This is a genomic window from Paenibacillus thiaminolyticus (assembly GCF_003591545.1).
In the GTDB taxonomy this organism is placed as follows: Bacteria; Bacillota; Bacilli; order Paenibacillales; family Paenibacillaceae; genus Paenibacillus_B; species Paenibacillus_B thiaminolyticus_A.
Map to the genome: position 1 here is coordinate 1 of NZ_QYZD01000025.1, position 24,813 is coordinate 24,813.

The 24,813-nt window shown below is 42.5% G+C and carries 22 protein-coding genes and 1 pseudogene; 6 read left to right on the forward strand and 17 right to left on the reverse strand.

Going from position 1 to position 24,813, the window contains the following annotated elements; translation table 11 throughout:
* Together DQX05_RS31010 and DQX05_RS30385 are read left to right on the forward strand one after the other, a co-directional pair.
* Positions 1 to 428 (forward strand): hypothetical protein (locus DQX05_RS31010; protein ID WP_182914860.1); only part of this gene is annotated, 428 nt, incomplete at its 5' end.
* A gap of 271 nt (positions 429 to 699) precedes the next feature.
* Positions 700 to 1,491, forward strand: a complete 792-nt coding sequence (locus DQX05_RS30385) for a hypothetical protein (RefSeq protein ID WP_147385220.1) — start codon at positions 700 to 702, stop codon at positions 1,489 to 1,491.
* Between the two features lie 265 nt (positions 1,492 to 1,756).
* Here DQX05_RS30385 and DQX05_RS21695 read toward each other — a convergent pair whose 3' ends face one another.
* From DQX05_RS21695 to DQX05_RS21735, 9 genes are all read right to left on the reverse strand, one after another.
* Positions 1,757 to 2,380, reverse strand: a complete 624-nt coding sequence (locus tag DQX05_RS21695) for a hypothetical protein (RefSeq protein WP_119795554.1) — start codon at positions 2,378 to 2,380, stop codon at positions 1,757 to 1,759.
* A 16-nt stretch (positions 2,381 to 2,396) separates the two neighbouring features.
* Positions 2,397 to 2,720: an S-layer homology domain-containing protein gene (locus DQX05_RS21700; RefSeq protein ID WP_119795555.1), complete on the reverse strand. Its 324-nt coding sequence runs from the start codon at positions 2,718 to 2,720 to the stop codon at positions 2,397 to 2,399.
* On the reverse strand, positions 2,717 to 3,226 hold the full coding sequence (locus tag DQX05_RS21705) for a hypothetical protein (RefSeq protein WP_119795556.1): 510 nt from the start codon (positions 3,224 to 3,226) through the stop codon (positions 2,717 to 2,719). The genes DQX05_RS21700 and DQX05_RS21705 overlap by 4 nt, the downstream gene beginning before the upstream one ends.
* Positions 3,223 to 4,596: a M23 family metallopeptidase gene (locus DQX05_RS21710; protein WP_119795557.1), complete on the reverse strand. Its 1,374-nt coding sequence runs from the start codon at positions 4,594 to 4,596 to the stop codon at positions 3,223 to 3,225. The genes DQX05_RS21705 and DQX05_RS21710 overlap by 4 nt, the downstream gene beginning before the upstream one ends.
* A gap of 30 nt (positions 4,597 to 4,626) precedes the next feature.
* Complete coding sequence (locus DQX05_RS21715; protein ID WP_119795558.1) at positions 4,627 to 6,867, reverse strand: TrbL/VirB6 family protein; 2,241 nt, start codon at positions 6,865 to 6,867, stop codon at positions 4,627 to 4,629.
* Positions 6,864 to 8,972 (reverse strand): VirB4 family type IV secretion system protein, encoded by a 2,109-nt coding sequence (locus tag DQX05_RS21720; RefSeq protein ID WP_119795559.1) that lies wholly within the window; start codon positions 8,970 to 8,972, stop codon positions 6,864 to 6,866. Before DQX05_RS21720 ends, DQX05_RS21715 begins: the two co-directional genes overlap by 4 nt.
* Positions 8,944 to 9,828 carry a hypothetical protein gene (locus DQX05_RS21725; RefSeq protein WP_119795560.1) on the reverse strand — a complete coding sequence of 295 codons (885 nt, stop codon included), beginning with the start codon at positions 9,826 to 9,828 and terminating at the stop codon, positions 8,944 to 8,946. The genes DQX05_RS21720 and DQX05_RS21725 overlap by 29 nt, the downstream gene beginning before the upstream one ends.
* Positions 9,828 to 10,145 carry a PrgI family mobile element protein gene (locus DQX05_RS33280; protein WP_119795561.1) on the reverse strand — a complete coding sequence of 106 codons (318 nt, stop codon included), beginning with the start codon at positions 10,143 to 10,145 and terminating at the stop codon, positions 9,828 to 9,830. Before DQX05_RS33280 ends, DQX05_RS21725 begins: the two co-directional genes overlap by 1 nt.
* Positions 10,146 to 10,208: 63 nt before the next feature.
* Positions 10,209 to 10,595, reverse strand: a complete 387-nt coding sequence (locus tag DQX05_RS21735; RefSeq protein ID WP_119795562.1) for a hypothetical protein — start codon at positions 10,593 to 10,595, stop codon at positions 10,209 to 10,211.
* A gap of 242 nt (positions 10,596 to 10,837) precedes the next feature.
* Here DQX05_RS21735 and DQX05_RS21740 point away from each other — a divergent pair, with 242 nt between their 5' ends.
* Complete coding sequence (locus DQX05_RS21740; RefSeq protein WP_119795563.1) at positions 10,838 to 11,509, forward strand: hypothetical protein; 672 nt, start codon at positions 10,838 to 10,840, stop codon at positions 11,507 to 11,509.
* A 276-nt stretch (positions 11,510 to 11,785) separates the two neighbouring features.
* Here DQX05_RS21740 and DQX05_RS33285 read toward each other — a convergent pair whose 3' ends face one another.
* Both DQX05_RS33285 and DQX05_RS21745 read right to left on the reverse strand, forming a co-directional pair.
* Positions 11,786 to 11,872 carry a topoisomerase DNA-binding C4 zinc finger domain-containing protein gene (locus DQX05_RS33285; protein WP_397335860.1) on the reverse strand — a complete coding sequence of 29 codons (87 nt, stop codon included), beginning with the start codon at positions 11,870 to 11,872 and terminating at the stop codon, positions 11,786 to 11,788.
* A 34-nt stretch (positions 11,873 to 11,906) separates the two neighbouring features.
* The gene (locus DQX05_RS21745) at positions 11,907 to 12,503 is read right to left on the reverse strand and encodes a restriction endonuclease (protein ID WP_182914861.1); all 597 of its coding nucleotides are present in this window, start codon (positions 12,501 to 12,503) and stop codon (positions 11,907 to 11,909) included.
* A 418-nt stretch (positions 12,504 to 12,921) separates the two neighbouring features.
* On the opposite strand from DQX05_RS21745, the gene DQX05_RS21750 reads away from it, so the two are divergent.
* The gene (locus tag DQX05_RS21750) at positions 12,922 to 13,302 is read left to right on the forward strand and encodes a hypothetical protein (protein WP_119795564.1); all 381 of its coding nucleotides are present in this window, start codon (positions 12,922 to 12,924) and stop codon (positions 13,300 to 13,302) included.
* A gap of 281 nt (positions 13,303 to 13,583) precedes the next feature.
* Here the strand turns inward: DQX05_RS21750 and DQX05_RS32450 are convergent, their stop codons facing one another.
* The 6 genes and pseudogenes from DQX05_RS32450 to DQX05_RS21785 form a co-directional block, all read right to left on the reverse strand.
* The gene (locus DQX05_RS32450; protein ID WP_259392170.1) at positions 13,584 to 13,718 is read right to left on the reverse strand and encodes a hypothetical protein; all 135 of its coding nucleotides are present in this window, start codon (positions 13,716 to 13,718) and stop codon (positions 13,584 to 13,586) included.
* 210 nt (positions 13,719 to 13,928) lie between these two features.
* Positions 13,929 to 14,912 (reverse strand): annotated as a pseudogene (locus DQX05_RS33290) (condensation domain-containing protein).
* Positions 14,818 to 15,147 carry a hypothetical protein gene (locus DQX05_RS33295; RefSeq protein WP_397335849.1) on the reverse strand — a complete coding sequence of 110 codons (330 nt, stop codon included), beginning with the start codon at positions 15,145 to 15,147 and terminating at the stop codon, positions 14,818 to 14,820. The pseudogene DQX05_RS33290 and the gene DQX05_RS33295 overlap by 95 nt, the downstream one beginning before the upstream one ends.
* A 549-nt stretch (positions 15,148 to 15,696) precedes the next feature.
* Positions 15,697 to 16,743, reverse strand: a complete 1,047-nt coding sequence (locus tag DQX05_RS21775; RefSeq protein ID WP_119795569.1) for a hypothetical protein — start codon at positions 16,741 to 16,743, stop codon at positions 15,697 to 15,699.
* A gap of 461 nt (positions 16,744 to 17,204) precedes the next feature.
* Positions 17,205 to 18,641, reverse strand: a complete 1,437-nt coding sequence (locus DQX05_RS21780; protein ID WP_119795570.1) for an FtsZ/tubulin family protein — start codon at positions 18,639 to 18,641, stop codon at positions 17,205 to 17,207.
* A gap of 6 nt (positions 18,642 to 18,647) precedes the next feature.
* Positions 18,648 to 19,064 carry a hypothetical protein gene (locus DQX05_RS21785; protein WP_119795571.1) on the reverse strand — a complete coding sequence of 139 codons (417 nt, stop codon included), beginning with the start codon at positions 19,062 to 19,064 and terminating at the stop codon, positions 18,648 to 18,650.
* A gap of 1,201 nt (positions 19,065 to 20,265) precedes the next feature.
* Here DQX05_RS21785 and DQX05_RS21790 point away from each other — a divergent pair.
* Positions 20,266 to 21,768 carry a hypothetical protein gene (locus DQX05_RS21790; RefSeq protein WP_147385221.1) on the forward strand — a complete coding sequence of 501 codons (1,503 nt, stop codon included), beginning with the start codon at positions 20,266 to 20,268 and terminating at the stop codon, positions 21,766 to 21,768.
* A complete protein-coding gene (locus DQX05_RS21795; protein WP_182914863.1) occupies positions 21,765 to 24,659 on the forward strand; it encodes a type IV secretory system conjugative DNA transfer family protein in 2,895 nt (964 codons plus the stop codon). The genes DQX05_RS21790 and DQX05_RS21795 overlap by 4 nt, the downstream gene beginning before the upstream one ends.
* Positions 24,660 to 24,813: the final 154 nt, after the last annotated feature.

Below are 24,813 nucleotides of genomic sequence, written 5' to 3' on the forward strand. Positions count from 1 at the left end.
GGTTGTTCTTCCGGAAGCGCCGGTTCGGCGCGATCGGCACGCCGGCAGCGGCCAGCTGCGCGGCGAAGCTGCAGCTCGCGCTCCTGGTTGTTCTTCCGGAAGCGCTGGTTCGGCGCGATCGGCTTGCTGGCGGCGCCAGCTGCGCGGCGAAGCTGCAGCTCACCTCCTGGTTGTTCTTCCGGAAGCGCCGGTTCGGCGCGATCGGCTCGCCGGCGGCGCCAGCTGCGCGGCGAAGCTGCAGCTCACGCTCCTGGTTGTTCTTCCGGAAGCGCCGGTTCGGCGCGATCGGCTCGCCGGCAGCGGCCAGCTGCGAGTTGGCTTGCCAGTCTAAGATTTCTTTCGGATTTTTTTTAATGATCGAAACAATGAGTATTCCCGTGAGATTTGCGAATACGTATATGGCGCCGGAACTGTTAATCACCGTGTAACCGAAACCCGAGCCATGCAAAGTAGAATATGGTCTAAGCTGGGTGACGCCCTCTCCTGCGGTTTTGATGGTATCGAAGAGAAGATGTGGTTCTCAATTGAATCGAGATCCTTGCGTTCTCCTAGGAGATATGCTCGCATGGTTTCCTCTGCCTTTTTCAATGCAGCCAACGTGAAAGACTTTACACTATTTTTTACATACGCTTGTGCCAACTCAACATCATCACCCTGTAGTTCAACCCGATATTTGCAACTGATACTCATCCAATAATCTTGAAAAGTTGCATCCGATGTGACGCGACCGGCCGCATCTCGGTTGCTCTCGGAACCATCGGCGAAGCGTTCCGCCGCAAGCCGGTGGAGTGGCCGCCTGCGGCATGCCGCATCTCGGCTGCTTTCGGACCAAATGGCGAAGCGTTCCACTGCAAGCCGGCGGAGTGGCCGCCTGCAGCTCGCCACATCTCGGTTGCTCTCGGAACCATCGGCGAAGCGTTCCGCTCCAAGCTGGGGGAGTGGCCGCCTGCAGCATGCCGCATCTCTGCTGCTTTCGGACCAATTGGCGAAGCGTTCCGCTGCAAGCCGGCGACGCAACCGCCTGCAGCTCGCCGCGTTGCTTTTCTACTTTTCAAGAAATCATTAGCCAAAGAGAAATCAGTATTAGACTGCAGGAGCTGGTCGACCTTCGCCGGCGGCGCCGATCGTTTAACCCGGCCGCGTCCGGAAGCACCAGAAATGCGGCGTTGCTGCAGGAGATGGCTCTGCTTCGCCGGCGGTCGCCGCATTCCGCCGACTGCGTCCGGAAGCACCAGAAATGCGGCGCTACTGCAGGAGCTGGCCGCGCTTCGCCGGCAGCGCCGATCGTTCCGCCCTGCCGCGCCCGGAGAACTCGGGAATACGGATCTGCAGCTCAGGCCCGCTGTGCGGTGCCGGCCTGTCCAAAGAGCAAGGGCTGCCCTTGTAGTGACCGGGAGGGAACTCCCAGGCCTTCTATACGATCGGCATCACCCGCCCGTTCGTCATCCCGATCAGCTTCTGCTGCGTGAGCGGAAAGACGGCTTTGGATAGGCGTAATGGCTGCGAGATTCCAAGAATCATCCTTGTTATCGTAATTGTAATCTAAACGGAAGGCAGGAGCGGGATGACTTACCTAGCTACGCCAGCTCGGATGCGGATAAATGTAACGGTTCATCATCCAAGGGTTGCCGCCCAAAAGAGTATGGGTTCATTTGCAAGAAAATAAAAAAAGGGACCCTGCTTCAAGTTCAGGGTCAATGGGCGGTTATTACCATATACAACTGTATTATTATATTACTAGTTAGTATTTTTTATACTATAGACACCAGTATGAAAGATACACTACCGCGTATTCTTTTTGATCAACAATGTAAAAAACAAAAGCTGATTGAGCCCGGGTGTTGTAGATTGTACCATATGTGTCACAATCGTCATTAAGGCAGTTACCATGAATCGTAGTCGTAGAACTAATATAATCATTTGGTATGCAATAGTTGAATTCTATATCTTTAGGCTCTTTAAACAATCGAGTAGTATATATTGTATCTTCATAATTTTCATCTTCTTCTTTTACGATTTCTTCTTTGATTGCCTTGCCGATTAAAAACCATTCGTGTGCTGATATGTGATATGCTTCGATTTGGACCTCATGGTGAATATCTTCATAGGGACTCAATGTAACGGTTATACTATGCTGTCCCCCCGAGTTTTCTTTTAGCATATTAGAAAGAGTATATGGGGCTTTGTAGATTGTGTCCTTAAATAACGCGGATTTTACAATGTTCCTAATCATATCATCGCGAGAAAAGTAATTATTTCTTGCAATGTACTCAGCAAGTACCGGTGATCTTTCCCAATCTCGGATAAATTCGAATTCTGCGCCATATCCATAATCACTCAAAAACTCAGCATATTCATGTAAAAAGTTATGTACGTTCATAGAGTCCTTCCTCCTTTTAAGAATTAGACATTGACTTAGAGGAGTCCCTTAAGTCAATGTCCTTCGTCTCAGCTAAGTGTACTGAATAGATAGTCGTAGATATTAAACCGGATTTAAATAATAAACGGTGAATAACTACAGCCGCTTCAACTCGAATCATATTTTGTTTTGGTTTATACTCCCCATCCGGATATCCGTCTAGAAGGCCAAAATCTACACAGCTCATAATCGAATCAATCGCCAAAGGTGCCATTTTTTTTCGATCCGAAAAGGTTTGGTCTACTTCAATATTTACCGGCTTCTCAAGTGCCGGTGATTCCGCTTTTTTAATCACTTTCATTCATTTATTTCCTTTATATCTTTGATAAACCAAGTTCGATGTTTAATATGGTTATCTGTTAATTCAACTATTATTACCTCGTAACTAATGGATTGTCCCGTTGATAAATAGATTTGAAATTTGCAAGACATCTCATAGTTAATTTGATTAGGTAAGGAAAGGCTGAACCGATTCATCTCTCCTTTTTCAAATAACTGAACGATTTGATACATGTTTTTTTCGGATTTACCCAATCTGTTTTGAAGCTCAGATAATAGATAATTTGGCTCGATTAAAGATAATGCATCATCTAATGCTCCATCATTGATACATGCTAAAAAGTGGCTGATAAATTCCCGAAGAGATTCTCGGGAGGACATCTGATCTACAATCGGACCATCGTACTCAATTCTGGGAACAGGCATTGATTCTTTTTCAGATACTGTTTGATTTAACTTAGAGTAGATTAAAATACCCGTTAGTAAGGTCGCCCATAACAAAATGATTATCAGTAGCCATTTCTTCATTTCGATGCTCCAGCTAGGAAAGGCATAGGATTCAAAGGCTTATTGTCTCGTCTTACTTCAAAATGAAGATGAACACCGGTAGAATTCCCTGTCGTTCCCATAATCCCAATCACCTCACCTTGTTCAACTTGATCTCCCTTTTTTACTTTTAAACTTTTGGCTTTCATGTGACCGTACAGCGTAACGAGTCCATTTGGGTGTTCGATTTTTACTTTCCATCCATACCCGTCATTTGCGTCACCAGCAGCTATCACTTTACCTTCAGCAGCTGCATAATTCGGACAGTCTTGCTTTTTGCATTTACCATCCGCTATATCAATTCCTTTATGAAAGACTTTTGCAGCACCTGTAATAGGATCAACTCTATACTCATATCCTGAGGTGATAATTTTCGCTACTGTGGGCCAAATGAAGGACCCATCTTCAGAAGGCAGAGCATTGGGGAAATCCCCTGGTCCAGGAATATAAGGTGTATCGAAGTCTTCATTAAATAAGGCGTAACCTTCTATTCCTGTTGAACCACCATTACCATTTGCAGAAATAATTTCGACCACCAATTCTCTATCTGCATGAAGGAATCGATACTTATCCATTGCAGCATCAAATTTCGAATAATCGTACTCGATTTTTTGGGGATCAGCGACCCATTCTGTATTGGTCCACGAGACCGTTGTCTGAACGCCATCACTATCAGTTGAAGTAGAACTTCCGGATGTTACTTTTTCATGATAGCTATAGGTGTATATTGCGTTCCATGTATGACTCTTTGCTACAACCTTCTTCTTTGTGCGATCTGTGGTAGTTGATGAACTCGATTGTGTAGCGCTGATGGTTCCTTGTGAAGTGGTTGTTGTGGTCGTTACTTTCACGTCTTCAAGATGGATATATTCAATATCTGCCGATAATAACGGACCGATATCTTCCGGGTCTATTTCATAAGTGTCCTTGTCTTCTTTCACGATCCGAACATTGTCAATCGCCTGCAAAATAATTTGCGGGGTTCTATATTCTTCTAGTTCACTTGTTTGTTCATGTACAGCTTTATATCTTGCAGCCAGTTCTTCAGAAGAAACAGGACTATCTGCATCTAACCAGCCGAATATGGAAGATAGGTAGATAATTCCACCACCAACTATAATGACAGCTACTAGCACGACAAAGCCGGTTACTCCCAGAAAAGACATAGCTACAGCTAATAGCTTAGTCATTAACTGAGCTAATAACTTTGCAATTATTTTAGCTGCTTTGACTAATGCTTTTTTAACTAATCGCTTGAACCCCTTAGAAAGTTCTCTTTTAATTTTATTACCGACAAATGCTCCAGCCTGTTTGGTTGATTCTGATAAATCGCCTTGTGAGAAATTGCTCATACTGAACCTCCCCGGAGATATATCGGGATATTAGAATCCCGATATATCCTTTCTAAAAACAGGAGGCGTATATGCACTCCGTCTCTTCAAGTCAACATGATTGGTATTATGTTTGGCTTGATCTAAGAACTGATGAGGATTTATGGTATTTCCTTGATGTATGATTTGGTTACCTTCGGAGTCCCATTTCGTTGCCGGCGCAGGTTCCATCATATTAGGATTGGTTGGTGATTGTTGCATAACCGGTTGAAATGAGAAAGGCTGTCCATTAGTTTTATTAGCTTCAAACGCCCTTACAACAACTTCCCCGTTGCTTAGCGCTCTATTCCCAGCGCTAAAATTTCCTATACGTTGGAAAGTCCCATTTTCATTTTGAGTGGCCAAGAAGCTCGTATCGTTGGATTCGACCGTGAATACACGATCCCCATGAGAAAAATGAGACGGGGTTACGGGCGCACCGTTATAGCGCCATTGAGCGTAATTCCGTCCAATCTCGAATCCCCCTCGTCCTCCTACAACTTCTCCAATAGCTCCATACACACTTTCAGCAGTTTGTCGTTTAATTGAGGGATCTTGATGTGCCCCTATTCCACCTTTCAATCCTCTATACATCGCCTTAGGGAAAGAAACACCTGTAGGAACAGTATTACTATTGGAGCTATTAGGTACAGAATTATTAGCGTTTCTAGGAACAGTCTTACTATTAGAGCTGCTTTGACGATAAGACCCGGAGTCAGAAGTCTGATTATTGCCTTGACCGGTATCAAATGATTCGGAGTACAGAGAACCATTCACCGAATCTTGAGTTCGATGTTTGTACATCGCAGACGAAGCGGGATTCATATGTTCGCGAGTATTTTTAGCCCAACTAGCAGTTCCTTGTCCCACTGCTACACTTCCAGCACCTGCTCGATATCCTATAGAACTTCCGGTTTTTGCGCCTAATTCTGCTGCTCCATATTGGGCAAATCCTCCGAGTCCCATACCAGCGAAGGAACCACCAGTACGAAGGTATGCACTACCGACAGCACTTCCTATTCCACCAGCCACTCTCATTCTTGAGGCGAGCTTACTTGAGCCCTGGGTGGATTGTGCTGCAGCAACCGATCTAGATGATCCACCATACGTGGCATAATCTCGCTGATATCCGTTAGAAGAAACTGAACTTGATCCTCCTAGTCCATCCCGGCTTTGACCAGAACCACCTTTGAGAGCACTGCCTACATTACCTAAATCTTTAATGGCATTACCCATATGCAAAAAGGCGCCAGCGCCAGCAATTGTACCAAGCATCGCTAATTTGTTACCAGTACCACTAGTTGCACCAAATATAAAGCGAACTGATTCTGAAATAGGAATGAAGAGTGCTATTACGACAGTCATCTGAAACCATGTCATTTGATTCGTATCGAACAACGAATAAAAAATCCAGAATAAGGTTGCATGTAAGCCTTGTGCGATGATCTGAGTCCAAAGTTCTTTCATTGCTGTCCAAGTGATACTCTGAAGCATGGGATAAAAGAGCATCGATATCCACAATGGAGCTAATATTAATAGGATGGAAATCATCATAAATCGCTGCAAATAAAAAATTTCCCACCAGATGGATATCCCTTTGATGGCTATATTGATGATGGCTTTTGAAAATCCAGTCTGATCTTTAGCAATCATATTCATCTCAATTTCTTTGGTTATACCTGGTCTTCCGGTTGAAACAGTAGGGTCATAACTTGATAAGTCAATTGGACTTTTAATATCTAAGTATGTTATTTTCACTATCATATTGTTGAAATCAAACATGGTACCTACGACCGTAAAGAAGTGACCCAGCAAAATGGATGCCAGGAGGCACTTTACCAATAAATCAGAGGTTTCTACTTTCATCGTTGATGAAATTGGTGTAAACCCCATAAATATGCCTGTTTTGACGATGGATATGGTTACAAATAACATGACAAGAACGGAGAAAAGAACATATCCTCGTCTAATCACTGAATCAAACTTGTCATATTCGTATAAACCGTACTTTCTGTCCGGACAGGGGTCTCCCTTTGAACATGATTGATAATAGACGTGTTCTGCAGGCTCATGAATTCCACCAAATACACCAAGAATGACATCTAAGATCCATATGATCGGTTTTGCATACCAGGGTGCGTCGCCGGAAGGGTCATCATCTGATTCTGCATGCACAGTGTCCATAGGTATGATAATCCCCGTAAGCAAGACACATATAATGAGCAGGATAGCGATGATTCCTTTTTTACTCATAACAACACCTCGTCTCGAATTTCCTTTTCAATATAGGATTCTTCTACCTCCGGCATGAGTCCATTTTTGATCAGATAGTCTGGATCCGTATCAACAAAAGATCGCATCTCATCAGAAACTGTTACCTTGATATAAGCGGAGCTACCTCCTACTCTAAGGACGCCCTCCCCTTTAGATTGGTCTTTTTCACTCTCCGGTGCCCGTCTGCAGATAATATCTAACTCGCCTTCAGAGAAATTAAATATTGATTTATATTCCATCTTTTCTTCGTGTGATATCTGTCCGATCCGTAGGAAGATGGCAGTTGTTGCAGCTTTAATCAATGCGCGTCCACTTGGATCATCTAGGAAAGCTGATAAATCTTGAGTAATAATATCGGCGCCGCCATTGTATTTTCTGCTGCGTCGAGCTAGGTCTTCTATAAATTCCATTGCGCCGGGTACCCGTTTCATCCGCCAAGCTTCTTCGATTTTAATTCTCTTCTTAAACCGCCTTAATGATGGCCGCTTCATAAAGTATTCCCAACCGATTGTTGTTAGGACGTGCATCATCGTATCGTAGATATCCGAACCTTCAATCGGTTTGATATTAAAGTTAATCCAGCAAACATTTTCAAGCATGTTGTCTACTGGCTTTCCATCACCAAAGTTAGTCTGGCCATCTAGCATCTTTCCATCAGGATAGTCACGTAAAAATCCACGCAGTACCTTAAGTAATCTTTCAGCAAACCGATCCGTCAGACGTTCATACGTGTAGTTCTCCCAGTCAACTCCTTCTGCACAGTTTTTCAAAATTCGAATGTAGACATCAGTAAGCGTCATTTCAGATTTGCGTTTTCTTTTGTACTCAATTGCTCCAGACTCAGTTCGTACAGCAATTTTGTCAGGCTCATACAGAGACTCAGGATCGGTAGTAATACCAAAATCATCGAAAACATCTTTCAATGCTTTTTTAATTACCGATTTTTCTTCTGACGATAACGAACCGGTCAATTTGCTAAAGAATTTAAGTAGCTGACCGATTTTTGAACCAACAGGTACTACAGTCTTGGTTACTCGCCGTCCATTAGGTAACGTAACTTCCACTTCTTCTTCTGATATGGCTAGCGCATTGATACAGACCTCTCCACCCTCACGGATTTCGACTTCACGTCCACCCATCAAACGGCATATCGGGCCATTCTCACCGTCTGGATCAATAGAGAATATTCGGTAGCCTAGCAGTACTTGTGAGGAAGATACGAATTTATTAGTAAATGATTTTCCACTACCAGATACACCTACAATGAGTGATGAGTAGTTATCAAGATAGGGTGCGAATACATTAAGAAATTCCATGGTAAAGGAGTGTTTATTTACTCCAACAGGTACTCCTCCTGAAAAAGGGATACGGCTTGAGTAAAATGGGCAGGCTGCTACAATTGCAGTTCTATCAAAAAATCTCCGATCTCCTTTATCCTTTATTTTGTTATTGCCGATTGGTAAGGTGGAGACCCAACCACTGCGCTGACGATCGTAGAGGACTCTCAAATTGTGGTCATTCCCAATCAGGTCATCTTGTAAAATCATCCCGATATTGTCCAAAGTGCGTTCATCAGGGGCAAAAACCGTTGCAACACATACACCCAAGAACCCGTCATTGTATCCATCTGATATTTCATCTAAGAGTCTTTTTGCAGCAGTAATAGATTTTGCTGCTTCTGCTGCTTCCAATTCATTCCCTGATTTTAATAGGTTTGTTAAACGGGCGCCTTCATCAGTAGCTGCATTCTTATATGTTCTTACTGCTTGTGATTTTGTGAGTTTATTAAAGTAGAAAGTAACATTGACAGCTCCGGCACGGTACAAACTTTCTAACGCACCAGTTGTTAATGTCGTATTACCAAAATGAAGAATGAAGGATCTGAAAGGGTACTCACTGACTGCCCCTTCTGATTGATAGCCAATGTCTCGTAGGTCATCTGGAATTTCATGTCCATTCAATTGGATTAAATCGTAATATGTTAAGGATTTAATTGATTCAACTGTTGGTTGTGTATCATTATTTTTATTCGAATTACCTATATTTTTCTTTGTTTTATTCTTCTTGCGAAATAGCTTCAGCATCGATAAGTTCCTCCTCGTTACCCTCTACATACCGATACGAATTACGAGAATAGTCGCTCATAACAATTGGAGATAGAGCGTGCTTTGCATCCAGTATCTTTCTGATTTGCTTTTGGTTTCCTGTCTTCTTGTGTGTTGCAAAATACAATGCTTCATACAATTGCTCTTCCGAACAGATCTCGGATATGCCCCCCATTGATCCATAGTTACTTATGACATTACTGGCCAATCGATTGAATTCATTCCTCACCTTTACAAGGAGGGTTTCTTCATCCATGTCACCGATCATCCTCTGAGTGTATTCTAGAGGGATAAGGAAATATCGATCGTAGTCATATTCTTCAACACTCTTTTGCCAATCCTCAATGAATGGAAAAAACAATGATTGAGCGTAGTGCTGAGCAACAGGGTCTAAGGTATCAAAGGTGTCGTAATAAGGCTTCATTTGGTCATCAAGCTCTATAGGACGGGAACAAATATGGGTGCCGATACAAACTTCTCTACCCGGACCTAGAGATAAACTAGCCAGAAGATGTTCGTATGCTTGGTCCGTTTCCTTTTGCTCTGCATGAGCCCGCAAAGCATAATTTATTGGTTCGCATTTCACAGCGCCCACGAAGGTTCGTACATCTTGAATATCAGATTCTAACTCAATAAGATTTCCAAACATTTGTTTTACGCCTATTAATTCCTGAAAAGAGACATCAAGTTTTTTTGCTCGTTGATTTCTGGGTTTAGCTACTGATTTTTTCTTGTTTCTTTTACTGATACCTGGCAACATTGGCTTGTCATTTATTCCTCGGTATAATAAGAACGCGACAACACCTATAGCCACCCACATAAAAATGTCCCACATTATTTCATCCTCCACACGCCACTCTGTTTTCGTTTATGCTGAATTTTATAGAATAGGTATCTGTCATAAAAGTGACCAGTTTTACTGTTTTTCATAAGTGCGAACACAAAAAACGGAATCAGAATGGGAATACACATAACCCAAAATAGGATGTTAATAAGAAAGTTTACGCTATCCGTATAGACCCATTGACAGACCTGAAGGAATAATAAACTCCCTCCTCCTAGATAAGTAGCTTGCCTCCAAGAAACACTCCATTCATAGACTTTTACTGGTTTCCGTTCTTTCTCCGTGTCAAATGGCATTAAAGTACGCATACTAACCCTCCCTACTTAGAACCCCTACATATTGAATGTAGGGGTTCTAAATTTCTTAATTTGCTATTTAAGTGAAGTAGAGACAATATAATCGGCTAAGTTAGGAGCTTTAGCTACAACGATAATTGCAACAATTGCTCCAATCATAGCTGCTGTTCCTATTGCTCGTTTTTGTGAGTTGCCTAATGATGAACCAAAAATGATTGCCCCCACAATAATACAGACAACGAGGACTAGAATACCAAAAACCCTGATAATAGTAATCCAATCCTTTAAAATTCCGGTTACATCCGATAAATCACTTGAACCGGTTCCAATTTTGGTCTGTGATATGATATCCGTAGAAGCATATGCATGCTCTACTCCCCATCCTGAAAAAATGCAAACAAATGCAATCATCATGGTTGCCAAAAACATTATTATATTTGCATTTTTCTTTGCTAACTGCATATTCTTCCTCCTCCTTCTAGGATTGTTCGAGAAACAAAAAAAGACGCAAACATACCCTGTAAAAGGTATATTTGCGTCTTCCGCTCTATTAAATATGAAATTGGTTTTGTTTCTCAAACTTCAAGATATATTATAACTAACTCTAAATCTAAAGACAATAAAAGAATAAAAGCCCTTGACAATATGTAAATAATAACATATAATAAAATATATGGAATCATAAATAGAGGAGGTGTATATTTATGTTCGTCGAAGCTTATCTTCAAATTCTTTATGATAATTTACAACCCACAACCGCATTTCCTGTATTCTTGATTTTTGGAGTAATACTCTTATTTATGTTTTCATATATACATGTTCGTATGTGGTTGATATTTGCAAGTACGGCAGCATTCATGTTTACTACATTTGTACCGTTATTCTTTTTTTCACCATATATTCCAACTTGGCTGCATCAATGTGGGCTAATTAGTGAAAAGTGGTTGTCTTCAGAGGACATTATGAGGAATGTTGGACTAGGACTTACATATACCCTATTTTTCATTCTAATGATCACATATACCATTATTTCAATCATTCGTTCTAAGCTAAAGTTAGACCAACCCTTGGAAAAATTAATAAGAAAGAAATATCCAACGACTGATGATTATCTCAAACTACATCACTCAAAGATTATTAGATATCAGTTTTGCTCAATAAAAGAATTTGATAACTTTATCAAACCTTCAACGAAATATGATATAGACTCTAAACTAGATACTGAACGAAATAAAAGGTTAGCATATGCTTGGGTAATGGCTGGTCTCCCAGTAGAAAAAGCAATTAATAAAGTTTTGATCGATGAACAATTTGGCCTTGTACCCACTTTTTATTTCAGAACCTTGGAGCAAGAAAATCAAAAGCCTGCTTATTAATAGCAGGCTTTTGATTGTGTCCCTAATACAATCAGACTAGAACAACCTTATAATCTAACCACCCTGCGCCAGTTCGGGCTATCATACGCCTAATACCCGCCGATTGGCCGTTAGCACAAGGAAAGATAAATTGGAGTTGCTGCCATCGCGTGGCCGGTAAATCAGATTCGCCGTTTCCCGACTCCAATTGCTTTAATTCGAACGTGAGTTCATTAAACTGAAATATTGCGTCGTTATGTGGTAATAGAAAAAGCACCGCAATGGGTGCTCACCTTATTACACTGCTTCGACATTCTTAATATACCGGCATTTTGGAAAGTTGCTGCAGCCGTAGAATTTGCCTTTGGGCCCGCTTCGCAGCACTAACTTATTACCGCATCTTGGACAAGTCAATTTATCAACTAGCGCTGCTGCAATGACCGCTTTTGGTGCCGGAGCTGTTCCGTATCATGTCAATCAAGGCTTCACGATTAATCAGTTTCACTTTATTAGACTTGGCCAAATCATACGCCGCAGCCGTGTAGTCACTATTTGACACCACCCAGGCTTCTCCAGCTCTATAGTGTGCAATTGACGCTTGTGCTTCTTGAACAGCCTTAATCCCCACATTCTTGGTGTATCGCTTGGCTTGGACAACGATTTTCTTACCATCTTTTTGAAGGATTAGATCGGCACCATAATCACCGGCAACTTTGGTCACTTGGGTTTTGTAACCTTGTGCTCGGAATAAGTGCCCTAAATACTTTTCAAACTGAACTCCTTCCATCTTATCGATATCCTCGATACCTGATCTTTTTAGCCGTTCGCCCCTTTTTAGACTGATGCTGACCAGCACAGCTATCAAAACCGTGATAGCCAGAACACAAACTATCAAAGATGCCTGGAATGATTTCGTTAACGAGTACGTCCCGAAGCCCGCCACTATGACCACAAGACCAAATAAGCCTTGAATAAACTCCTCCTGCTGTTTTGCCTTGCTCTTTCTCCTCGCCATGTCTAATATCCCCCATACATCCGTTATGATATACCAATATTCGACATTTAGGACTTTAATCCCTGCGTGAAATGAAGAAAAGACGAGAAGAGTTACGTCACGTTTTAACGACAGCCCTATGTGTCATTGGCTACAGCGCCCGGGGTAAATCCAATACCTATCGATGAAGTGCTTGCTTCAGGTGGCGGTCCGGCGCCGTCATACAACCAATAGCTGGACAACCGTTGGGAAACCGAGTACACCAACGCCTAGCGAATGACATCGTACCCGTTAGTTCAACCTTCATCAAGCTTCCAAGGACATTATGGATGAAGCTATTTATCTGGTTGAAAATGGATAAATAAAATAAGGCTCGCGGTAGAAAATATCTGTGGAACATAAAAACATGTTCTAATTCAAACATTAAGGGGGACAGAATATGCCTTTTGGTATGAGGGATATACGTCGTGCGGGTCGTGACTTGAACAACACCGTAAATCGTGCAGGTCATAACTTAAATAATGCAGTAATACATGCAGGAGAGCAAGCGCAGCAAGCATTTAATTCATTGGCAGAACCAGCTCAACAGGCGATACAGAATGAAGCAGATGCTTTAGCTCTACAGTATCATGAGAATCATCCTAATCCAGATTTTGATGATTGCGTTACGATTGTTGCGGCGGGAGTTGCTGCAGCGGGAGCTAAAATAGGCGCTGCTAGTGGCCCTTGGGGTGCTGCAGCTGGAGCGGCACTTGGTGCAGGTGGCGGAGTACCTGCAGCACGGATAGCTTGTAGAAAGTTAACGGGATCTCAACAGTAGCTAATTCTTTGATGAAAAGCATAGGCTTAAAATAGCCTATGCTTTTATTGCTATTCTAATTTTAGTTTTCAATTGCGCCTTAAAATACCTTTTAAGGTATTAAATATTGCCGGCAGGGTCCTATCGGCAGATAGGAAGCTCCGGCCTTAAGCACGCCGAGCAGCGCAACAGTCATAGCCATAGATCGTTTGCACTGCACCCCAACTAGATAACTAGACTTTTGGGCCCGCGCTATAGCGAAGTACGACACTGGCAAGCCGGTTTCCCCGCTCGCTCAGCTCTCAGTAGGTCAGGGGGCTCTCGCCGCATACAATGGACAAACGCTCCGGCGTCTTTGCCGCCCGTTCCTCGAATATTGCATGCAGCGTCATGTCCAACGGCGCCGCGGCGGCAGTACCGTTATCGTTGAAGTGCACTATCAGTAGCTCCTGCCCCTCAGCCGTCAATAAGCTGACGCTTCCCAGCGTCACCTACGGATCCCTGGTAACCTGAAGCAGAAGCTCAGCAAAGTAACCGGCCCGTCGCTCCACCGTGGTCCGTTCAATTAATACAGCAGCGTATTTCCATGAGCAGGCCATACTGGTGGCAGATCGAACTTGGTTGCGTTGGAATCGACGGATACGGGGTCAGCTGCAGTTTGCGCAGCTCAATCTCCGCTTGCTCCATGTTCTGCAGCACGAGCACCGCGTCGAAGCGCGGGTTGCGGCCGTGTCGCGTTGCCGTACCACTTGTTCCACCAGTTCCTCGAACGGATAGTCCCCGTGCTCGAAGGCTTCGAGCGCCGTCTGCCTCACTTCCTGCAGATAGGCGGCAAAGATCTTCTCCCCAGCCGGGTACGTCCGTAGTGCCAATGTGCTCACGAACATCCCCAGCATGCCTTTCAGTTCTGCATGCGGCCGGCCCGCCGCCGGCGAACCGATAATGACTTCTTCTTGCCCGCTAAGCCGCACCAGCAGCGTGCTGAGAGCGTCCAGCAGAACCATATATACCGTAGCGCCGCTCTCGGGGTCCAACTCGCGTACCGCCGCCGTCCAGCTCAACAGTCACCCGGCCGCCCTCGAAGCTGCGTACTGCCGGACGAAAACGATCGGCCGGCAGGCTCAGCACCGGCAGCTCGCCCGCAAACTGGTCCACCCAGTGCGCTTCCAGCTGCTCGTCTGCCCGGCTTTCGGCGTAGTGATCCTGCTGCCATACGGCATAATCTTTGTACTGTAAACGGAGCGGAGCCAATGCTTCCCCGCGTACAGCTTCGTGAATTCGTCTACAAAAATGCTCATCGATATGCCGTCCGAGACAATATGGTGCATAGCGAACAGCAGCAAGTGCCGAGCCGAGACGCAGGACGGCCGTACGCAGCAGCGGGGCCTCTCAAGGTCAAACGGACGGAGGAATGCACGAATGCGCTCCTCGGCTTCCCCTTCCTCCGCTTTCTCATAGGAAACTTCGAACATCGCCTGCTCCACTACCCGCTGCACCGGTTCGCCGTCCACGACGGCAATCGAAGTGCGCAGCGAGTCATAGCGGGCGATGAGCGCTTGCAGCGCCGCTTCCAGCCGTGCCCGATCCAGCGCTCCTTCGAGCCGCAGCGCCACCGGCATATTGTAGCTCAACTCGGCTCCCTCCAGCTGCTGCAGGACGTACAGCCGTTTTTGGGCCGAGGCCAGCGCTTCGTACGTGCTGCCACCCGCCAACCCTTCGAGCGTCGGCGAGAGGAACAGCTGTCCCAGCGGCAGTTCTACATCCAGCGCCTGATGAATCCGCGATACCGTGTGTCATAGCCTTCAAGGAATGGCCGCCCAGCTCGAAGAAGTTGTCGTGGATGCCTACACGCTCGACCCCCAGCACCTCCTGCTACAACTGCGCCAGCTTCGCCTCTGCTTCGGTTCGCGGCGCTGTATACCCGGCTGTGGCAGCGACCGACGGTCTACTTTACCATTCGGCGTCAGCGGCAGCTCTTCCAGTTGCATAAAGTGCGTCGGCACCATGTACGATGGCAGCGAAATGACCAGGGCGGCACGCAGCTCTGTCCCCGCAAGCGGATGGCCACCTATCACATAAGCGCTCAATTCCTGCTCTCCACACCCATTTCTGTTGCAGTCACAACGGCTTCGCTTACTGCAGCAGCCGGGCCTCGATCTCACCAAAGACAATCCGGTGTCCACGATCTTCAACTGATGGTCGATCCACTCCATAAGCTCCAGCCGGTCGTAAGGCAACCAGCGAGCAATCTCGGTCGAGTACAGCCGCTTGTCGGAAACAAACGGTCTGTCCACAACTTTCTCAGCTGTCAGATCCGGATGCCGCCCAGTATCCGGGCAACCCCGGCGCCTACGATGGACAGTTCTCCGGGCACGCTAATTGTCGATAAAAAAACAGCGCTCTTTCAGCGCTGCTCTAGAATAAACCTAAAAATTTTTTTCTCTTCTTCGTTGTATTCTTAGCAGTAGCTAAGAAATGTCTGATCTCAAAATTCAACTCGGGATATTGATCAGCAAATTGTTGTAGTTTTTCAAATTTTTCTTTTCTCTCTTCACTGTTCATAGGAGAAAGAAGTACATCCTCGCAAAGCTCCAGAGATTTTAATTTTATCTGATTTACTTCAGCAGTTCTATGTTCTTGTTTAAGGTTCCTTATATAGTCTTCAAGGTTTCTCTCGTACAGTTGTATGATGTGCAATTGTTCAGGATAACTGTCCTTTAAGAGCGGAAAACGTTGTCCCATTGTTTTCTCTTTAAATTCAATGCTACTGCCAGGGTCCATTATAGTGTTAGACACTTCACTAAGAGCATGTTGTAAGTCATTTATTTGATTTATCTTATGTTGGGTTTCATTAGCACTTTGTTCAGCCATTAACTTCAGCTTTTCTTCAATCATCTCTTCAATTCTAATGTCGGCTTCAGTTGCAGGTAATGCCAGTTGTTTCAAATTTCCTTCTATTTGTAAAAATCGTTTTTCCATAGCTGCATACAGTTCTTGTTGCATATGAGATATCATTTCTCGCATGGTATCTCCATTGACATTATTTGATGCCTGTTTACTATGAGAAGATTTTATACCATCGTATATTAAGCTTTTCAGCTGTGGAATTGTATAGTCTGCTCCCTGGCCAGTTAACCCATCAATCATTTTTAATTTAAATACTCCAATGTAATTGTATTTATGGGTGTCCCCCATAATTACTGGCTCGAGGTATTCAAGGAATTCTTTACGTTTATTTCTGATCTGATGATCGGGTACTTCGCAGATTTCTGCAACTTGACTTACAGAGTATAAGATCTCCGGTTCCATTGATAAGACTGGGACTGTAAATAATCGGTCTAACCAATTTCGTTTTTCATATATTTCGTAAAGTACAGACTTCCCTTCAAAAGCAGTAATCAAGAGTTCTTTCATTTCTTCCCTTCGTCTCATGTCATCAGCTGTGGTAACATCTGCTTTCATTTTGTTCACCCCCTATTAATCATCATAAATCTATATTAGCAATCATTATAGGACTAATTCAATACATAATAATACCCTATCCGAATCAATATACATCTATAATAACTAATAATTATTGATAATAAGTGATATAGATACATATATATCGATTAAGATTGATAAGAATATAGTATTATTATCTATAGGATTATCTCTATAAAAGACTATTATAGGGTTTTATAGGGCTTGTTATCGATAATAGGGCTATTAATAGGGGGTAATAGGGTGCTGTTCTTTTCCTTTTGCGTAGAGAATGCATTTATTTGTGTTTGTCTTGGAATAATATGGGTATCTGTGTTGAATAAACTGGGGGATCGTGATGATAGGTGGAATGAACTGATACCTTATTGATGGGGGAGGTTGATAATCCTGTCATAAAAGAAAAAAGGCTGTGGTTTTTTTACCATCAGCCCAAGAGAGAACTACATTTTATTAGGGTCTATATTCAGCAGCTCATCATCAATATTAATATCGCCCAGCTCATCGTCGTTTGTAATGTCGTCAAGCTCAATTCCTAAGTCCATTTCATCCAGTTCAAAATCTAGATAATCTTCATTAGTAGCCGCTATCTGTTGTATTGCTCCACTTTCTTTAAATTGTGTTTCTTTTTGCTTCTCCATAAATTCCGTATATTCTTCAACTAACCCTCTTGAAAGGCGAGAGGGGAGGGCGTCGGTCTTGTAAATCGTGTATGCAGTAACGTTATAGTTGTTTTTCCGAATGAGATAACCTGAGAATATAGTGCCCTGTATACGCAATTGCTGACTAATCTCGTCTTTGGCATCATCAATGAAGGAGCTTCCGAATGAATTAAGTTCAGGGGGGATGATGGCCAGCATTCCTACATGATAAACCTTTGAATATAGGGACTCTCCAGATTCGTTAGTCTCAATAAGTTGGATAGGATCGTGGAAGCGATTTTCCTGTATTGATTTAACAAGTAGTTTATTCAAATCAGTACTGCTTGATATGGTTTTCGATGGTACCTCTAATTTATTTAAGACCAAACAACCGTTGTGTTCAGAAATGGTTCTTCTAAAGTCATGAGAATCGTAAACCACGCTTGTGCCACCGGCATTCGTACCGATGTTCAGTTGATGAATGATATCAGCAATTTCAATATTAGCAAAGTCACGGTAATTCTCAATATTACTTAGTTTGCCGCGCTCTTCTTTGAATCTGTCATAGAACATCTGGTTGTCAGGAAACCACACGAAAGATATGCCCTTGGTTGGATTTTTAGCCGCTGTCCAGATACGATTAGCAAAATTGTTTACTTGTCGGAGAACATCTGGACCATCAGATCGTACAGGGAGACATGCAATTACACCAATTTTTATAAATTTATTTTCTGCTTCTCTGAACGCTAGTGTTTTATATTTATTCGAATTAGCTTTATACTCCGCAGGGCCAATCTGTTGAATAATCTTTTTTAATTCTTCCTTAACGTACTTCATGTTGTGATATTCGTGGAACTCTTCGATTGCTTTTACTAACGTTGCAGTTCCCGTACCACCACCAAGTCCCGCAACGAAGACAACCATTTTATCTTTTACTCGAATTCTCTTGGTAACGAACTCTTTTAAAAGTTCCTTAGCTGATTCATTATCTTCTAAAATGGACATGGCTTTCTCAGGGTTTTTTCCTAGTCCACCTAACTTCAGACTGAAGCGATTTTCCATAGGCACATTTTTTAATTCAGCCAGGTCTCCGTCATTTGAATTAAGTGCGAGAGTATTATAAACAGGCTTTCCATCCGGTGTGAAATATGATGCGAAACAATCAATAATTCTATCGCCAGCTTGACCGAGTCCAACTAGAGTCATATCAATTGATGGTTCATGATTAGTAGAGCTCATTCATTTTCATCTCCCTTTAGAGGTTTCAAGATACCTTCTTGTTAGTTCCTTTGATACTGAGATGCCGCGTACGGTTGGGTAGATTAATTTAGAAGGATGCGTAAATGGTACTTTATAACACAAAGACATTTTAAGTAGAGTCTCTACGACCCTTTCAGCGTGTTTGCGATTTATGTAGGTTGTTTCAGTAGTGAAGCCCTTCTTACCTTTTCGAACTTTTCTATCCAAAATAATTTGCTCTGTAATGTCTTTTACTGTTATGCCACCACTAACCTCATTATCTTTGTGAGTTTGAGAGTGTTTGGCAATCACCATTAATACGCGCTTTAAAGCAATATCTGATTCGACCAGGTCTGAAAACATATTATTTTGAACTTCAGTGAAGGTTATGTCTTCATATTTATTATTTATGAGATCATCCAACGAACGCACCTCCCTTCTTGTAGTTACTACATATACAATAACTGATGAACATAAGTAAATCAATAAAATTGTAAAAGCCTTTGTCTACAAGGACTTTTTTATAGTCACTATAAAAGAAACTAAAATGGTTACTATATTTATTTTCGGACCGAAAAAACGGTGATATTCATTGCTTAATCCTTAATCTAAGAATAAGAAGCGATAAAAATGCCTATTGAATTTTAAAAATATTCTTATGTAGTTACTATATAAAAACGTTATTAATACAGCGTATTCTAAGAATAGTTTATAACAGTAACCATACTAGTAACTATATTGGTTACTGTTGATAAATAGAAATCTATTAAGAAAACTCAAATGATTGTTATTGGGATTCATATCTTCGTTTCGGTGATTATCACCTAACTTGACACGGGTGTTAAAGGAGTTTTTTAAGGTGCCAGAGAATCTGTTTACTACAATTGGGGGTGCATACGACGTTTACAAATGCATGTTACGATCTATGTCCTATTCTCATAAACAATGATGCTTCTAGAATGGCGAATCAGTCACCTTTGTAATGGTCTGCTGTAACAGCAAGAATAGCCCTTATTGTAAAGAAAAAAGCATTAGACTGATAACGGTTTGCAGGTTCGCTTGAACAGCATTAGCTCCACTCCGGGTCCTCGGTGCGAATCTCGCCGTGTTCGGCGCATGCCTATTACAACGGCTTATAGTGGTTTATCGGCTGAATTATAATGATTAAGAGTGTTTAATCAGGATTAATGAAATGCTAATTATCAATGATTATTGGTTTTTATCGGGCAGTAACACTCATGATGACTAATCATTCATGGAAACTAATCATTCTTAATTTGTGATGCAATCATTCCATTTGATTCACTTAGTCATCACCAATTGTTTTTATCAGATCCTACGGTTGATGGATTTTTACGTGGGCTTGAGAAGGATATTATCTGATACCGGATTTGGAATAAGATAATGAAGCAGCAGGGAACGACTAAATAAGAGAATTGGACCGTTTTTTTCAGGAGAAAAAGTATTCTTTGAGATTTTGAAGAATTCATAACTCAAAACTGCTTGTTCAAGAAGCTAGGATAATATGATACAATGGGCAATAAGTTCATAGAAGAGAGCGGAAGACGCATGAATGTCCTTACGGATATTTGTGCGTCTTTTTTATTTTTTGGAGGTGGAATTTTTGAGGGACGTAGACCTTGATCATGAATATTACGAAATTGAAGGGGAATCTTTCTGGAAAACGAATCAGGAAGTAAAATCTGATACCAACCGTAGTTCTCGTATTGGTTCGCGCAAATGGACAATAGAGAAAATTATTCGATTAGCTTCGGCCAACAAGAATCATATGTCGGTGCTTTGCGCCCTATATGTGCATCGTCGATTAACGATCTCTCAGTTTCAGCGAATTGCACAGTTGGACATGAAAATGAATTCAGTAATGAACATGTTTAAAACCCTATACGAACGCAACTTAGTTCAAAGGGAAAAAATCCATGAAATCGCATCTACATTTGGTGAAGCATTTGTGTACCACTACAGTTTGTCCAGTCTGGGGCTGCAGATCGTAGCCTCGACTTTCATGGATGTTATTTTTTACAAAGACGATCCAACTTTACCTAAGCAGCATTATCTAGTAGACGATTTAAAGGTCAACCAGCATAAGCACCACTTTGATACACAAGAATTTGTTTCGCTGGTTATAGACGGTCTACGGTCATCCAATGTAGTTACAGCTCACTGCGAATGGAGAAGATACCCTTTTTTCGATGATGAAGGAAAGGTGGGTTATCGGCCCGATTGGGTATTCTTTAAGCCAGGACAGTACTACACCAGCATGGTAAAAGAGGGGAGGGAGTGGGAGAACCCACTACATATCCCGCTTCAAACCAGGGATAATTTAGACCATAAAATACTTGCTGAACATTATAAGCCCTTCATCTCTATTGAATGTGACGGCAAGACGGCTTCCTATGAAGCGCTTAAGAAAAAGTGGGTTAATATTAAACAATCTATTCAACACATTCCTAATACATTTGCTGTATTTACTAATATGGGCCGTTTACGAAAGGACAATGTACTTCTCCGTAACGATAGAAAACATACGATACGGGTTAAAACTGTCCGTCGCAGTATTTTAGACGTATTACAAAATGAACTTGCTAAAGATGAGATGCGAATCATTCAAGCAGATGAATATAATGCCCGGGATGGAGTTCTCCACACATTTAAAACATGCGGTGATTTAGGGAGTTATGTAGACGTTAAAATATTAAAAGAGAACATTGTCAAGAGATACGGCAAGGGAATGGTTGCTTTCGTTTCCGAGGACGAAATCAGACTTCTGGTCGATAACGGTCACCTTCCATGTACTGTCGATTTGATGTACGAAGTGACAGAGGGCACCTCCAAGAAGTATTTTGCGATAGTATATGCACGCAAAGCATGGGTAAACCCTCATGCAAAAGTAATGAGCTTATCAGAGTGGGCAAGGGAAAAGAACGAGGCAATTCAATTGTTAATGTTATTTCCTGATCAAGATGAGTTGTATGAGGAGATACCGTATTGTATCGACCATGGGCAGCTATATATAACTCTCTCCGATATGAAAGAAGCCGGCTTGGTATTCGGTTGGAAACATACAGTAGGTCGCAGAGGGGATGCATGGGAAGAGGTGGCTCTATGAAGCGGGTCCAGGTACTTGTGATTCTACTATTGATGCTGCAGAAAGAAAAATTAAAGGCATGGTTTTGGAAACGAGGACCTTTAATCTTACTTCTGATACTTTATACATTAACTTGCCTCTTTTTGTGGTCGGGTCTAAGCATGATTTATGTCATCCTAACTGACCAGTTTGATTTGTCCCGCTCCGCGCTGCTGCATCTGTATCCTGTAATTGGTGCAGGTGCAGTATTCTATGTAAGTCCCATCGAACCCAATTGGGTACAGTTTTTTACCAGTCTGGCGGTGTGTTTGTCATCGTGGTTGTTCAGTACTCGTGTGAAGATAAGCAACAAGAATTTGTTTCGGCGTTGGTTATTTTTCTTATTGGCAGCGGGTACATTCGTCATCATGCTCAATGTTTTTACGGCATCCTATATTAAACCAATTTCATATGATCTCATTGTTACGTTCGATGATAATATTAATTCGAAATATGCAGCCTATTTTAATGCGGGCGCACTACGTTTACTTGGTGTAATTGCAATGTGTATTCCTAGCATTGTTGTTATGCTTGTGTGTATTCGCATTTACGGTATGTATAAGGGTGACAAAGTACTTCAAAAGGCATTTGAAGAGTATAAATTTGAGTGGCGTTTTTTGGGGCGTTTCGGCCAAGAAAATACGATGGCGATGCCAGACATTTTGCTTGCTCTTGATGCGGAGAAACATACACCAGTGGTTCTTCAAGGGGAATCGCGTCAATTGGGGACGATGCTAATTGGTCCTCCAGGAAGCGGGAAGACATCCCAGAAAATCAGCAAGGCATTCAGTCAAGATATGGCACATTTACAAAAAGCGATCAATGCCTTCCCGAGCCTTGTTAAAAAGTATGGCTATATGACTCCTGAGTTTAAAAAAGCTTGGGGAAAGCATTTGGTTGGTTCTATCATCATAGAACCTTCAAAAGACTTATGTGATAGCGCCTATAAAATTGCACTTATGCATGGTATTCCTGATGACTTCATTGTATACTTGGACCCTTCCAATCCGGATTCGCCAGGGGTAAATTGTATGGTCGGTCCAGTAGAAAAAGTAGCTGAAATGATTACTGCCGTGCTTGACGGTATGAGTGAAGTCGGTAACGAGTTCTTTAGACAGGCTTGTCGAACGGTTCTGAAACAATACATTTATCTTCTGAAGTTTCTAAAAAAGAACGATTGCACATTAATCGATTTGGACCAGATGTATCAAGACCCACGCTATGTCAAAGATTTAGTGGAGGAGGTCCGGAAGAAAGTTCCCTCTGATGAAATCATCAGAAAGATGGAAAGAGATAAACGTATCTACTGGATGCTCGTCAATCGAACGATCCGTTGGTTCGACAATGATGGATTAGAAGAACAAAGAGATCGAATGACACAGCAGCTCGTTCGATACGAATCGGGTCCACATAAGGGAAAAGTTAAAATTATTGATAAACAGTCGGAATTTACACGGCAAACACGAAATCTACTTTCGGACCTCATAACCAATCCATATTTAGCAAGGATTTTAATAGGCGAGAATGAGGTGGATTTGGATCGTCTTATGGCGAAAGGCGGCATCCTGTTGTGTAATACCGACAATGGATTGTTAGGTGACATTTCAGATGCTTTTGGAAAAATGGTTCTAATGAGTTGTCAAAATGCTGTATTCCGCCGTCTTGGAGATGAGAATACAAGACCACTTGTTTCGTTATATGCGGACGAGTTCTACGACTATATGAACCGGCCATTCCTAAAATTAGCGGGACAAGGGCGTAAATATAAAATAGCTATTTTCGTCGCCTGTCAATCTTTGAGTCAATTCGCAATTAAATTTGATGAAGCCTTTGTCGATGGGATGATGGGGACTCTACGAAATTACATTGTATATGGCGGCGTAGGGGAATACGATGTCAAGAAGCTTATCCCCATATTCGGCAAGCATACGGTCGAAGAGGTGAAAATCCGAGAAAGCATGTCACCATCGAACATGGATAGTCCAGGCTATTCAATTGCTGAAGATATCTCCCGAAAAGAAGTAGAGCTTGTAAGTGAAGACGACATCATGTTCAATCCATTCACCTTTTCTTACGTAAGACTCGTCGTAGATAAGAGCACACGGAAGGCAATACGAGCTGTTGGCGATTTTGTTGACTACAGTAAGGAATCTAAATGGAGAAGGGGTTTGAAGGAACAACATTTAGAGGAGTTTATGTCGTATTGGGTGGAACAAGACACAGAGTTGACATCAAGTTTTAACATGGAATGGATAGACACATGGGAAGATGATGCAGAAGCAGAAAACTTTGTGGTCTCATTGGAACAGCAATTGGAGTTATTAAGGGAAACTAATGAGACACGTGCTGAGGAAATGCGAGTGTTATCGAACAGATTTTCAGGTTACGAGGAGGAGCGGGAAGGCGATATACCCCCTAACCTAACAGAACCAAATGTTTATACTGGGCCATTAGCTTCACAAATCTTATATACCCGACATACCGTCACGCAGAAGAAAGAGACATCTCTAAACGATGTGGTGGACCAGCCCAACGAGAAAGCGTCTGCTTCAGAAGCGGATTCGTTAGCAGCCGTTGCATTTACTCAGTTTATGCAAAAACTAGGTGTTAATGGTCCCGCTCCATTGGCGGACGCTCCACCAGATGGAATCGAGCCACCACCGATTGAACCGAATGCTGGTCCATCTGTTCCATTGACGGAAGATGATCCAATAAATGAATCTCCAAGCGAGGACGAACGTGCGGAAGTGTTTCCAGAGGACTTGGTCAAGGAAGGAACGAATGGCGATCACGACGAATTAAAACCTGTCGAATTGGATTTATCCGGCTCGGCGTTTTTCAAAAAACTATTTTCCAAAGGGAAAGAGGAGTGAAATATCCTTTATGAGGACCAAACAGTTCTGGCGAGTGATGCTCATTGTTTGGATGCTTCTTTGCAACTGGGCCCTGTTAAAGATTTTTAATTTGTGATTGCTTCTAAGCAATACCTTTGGTATATTAGGTGTAATTGAAGAAGCAAATTAAATT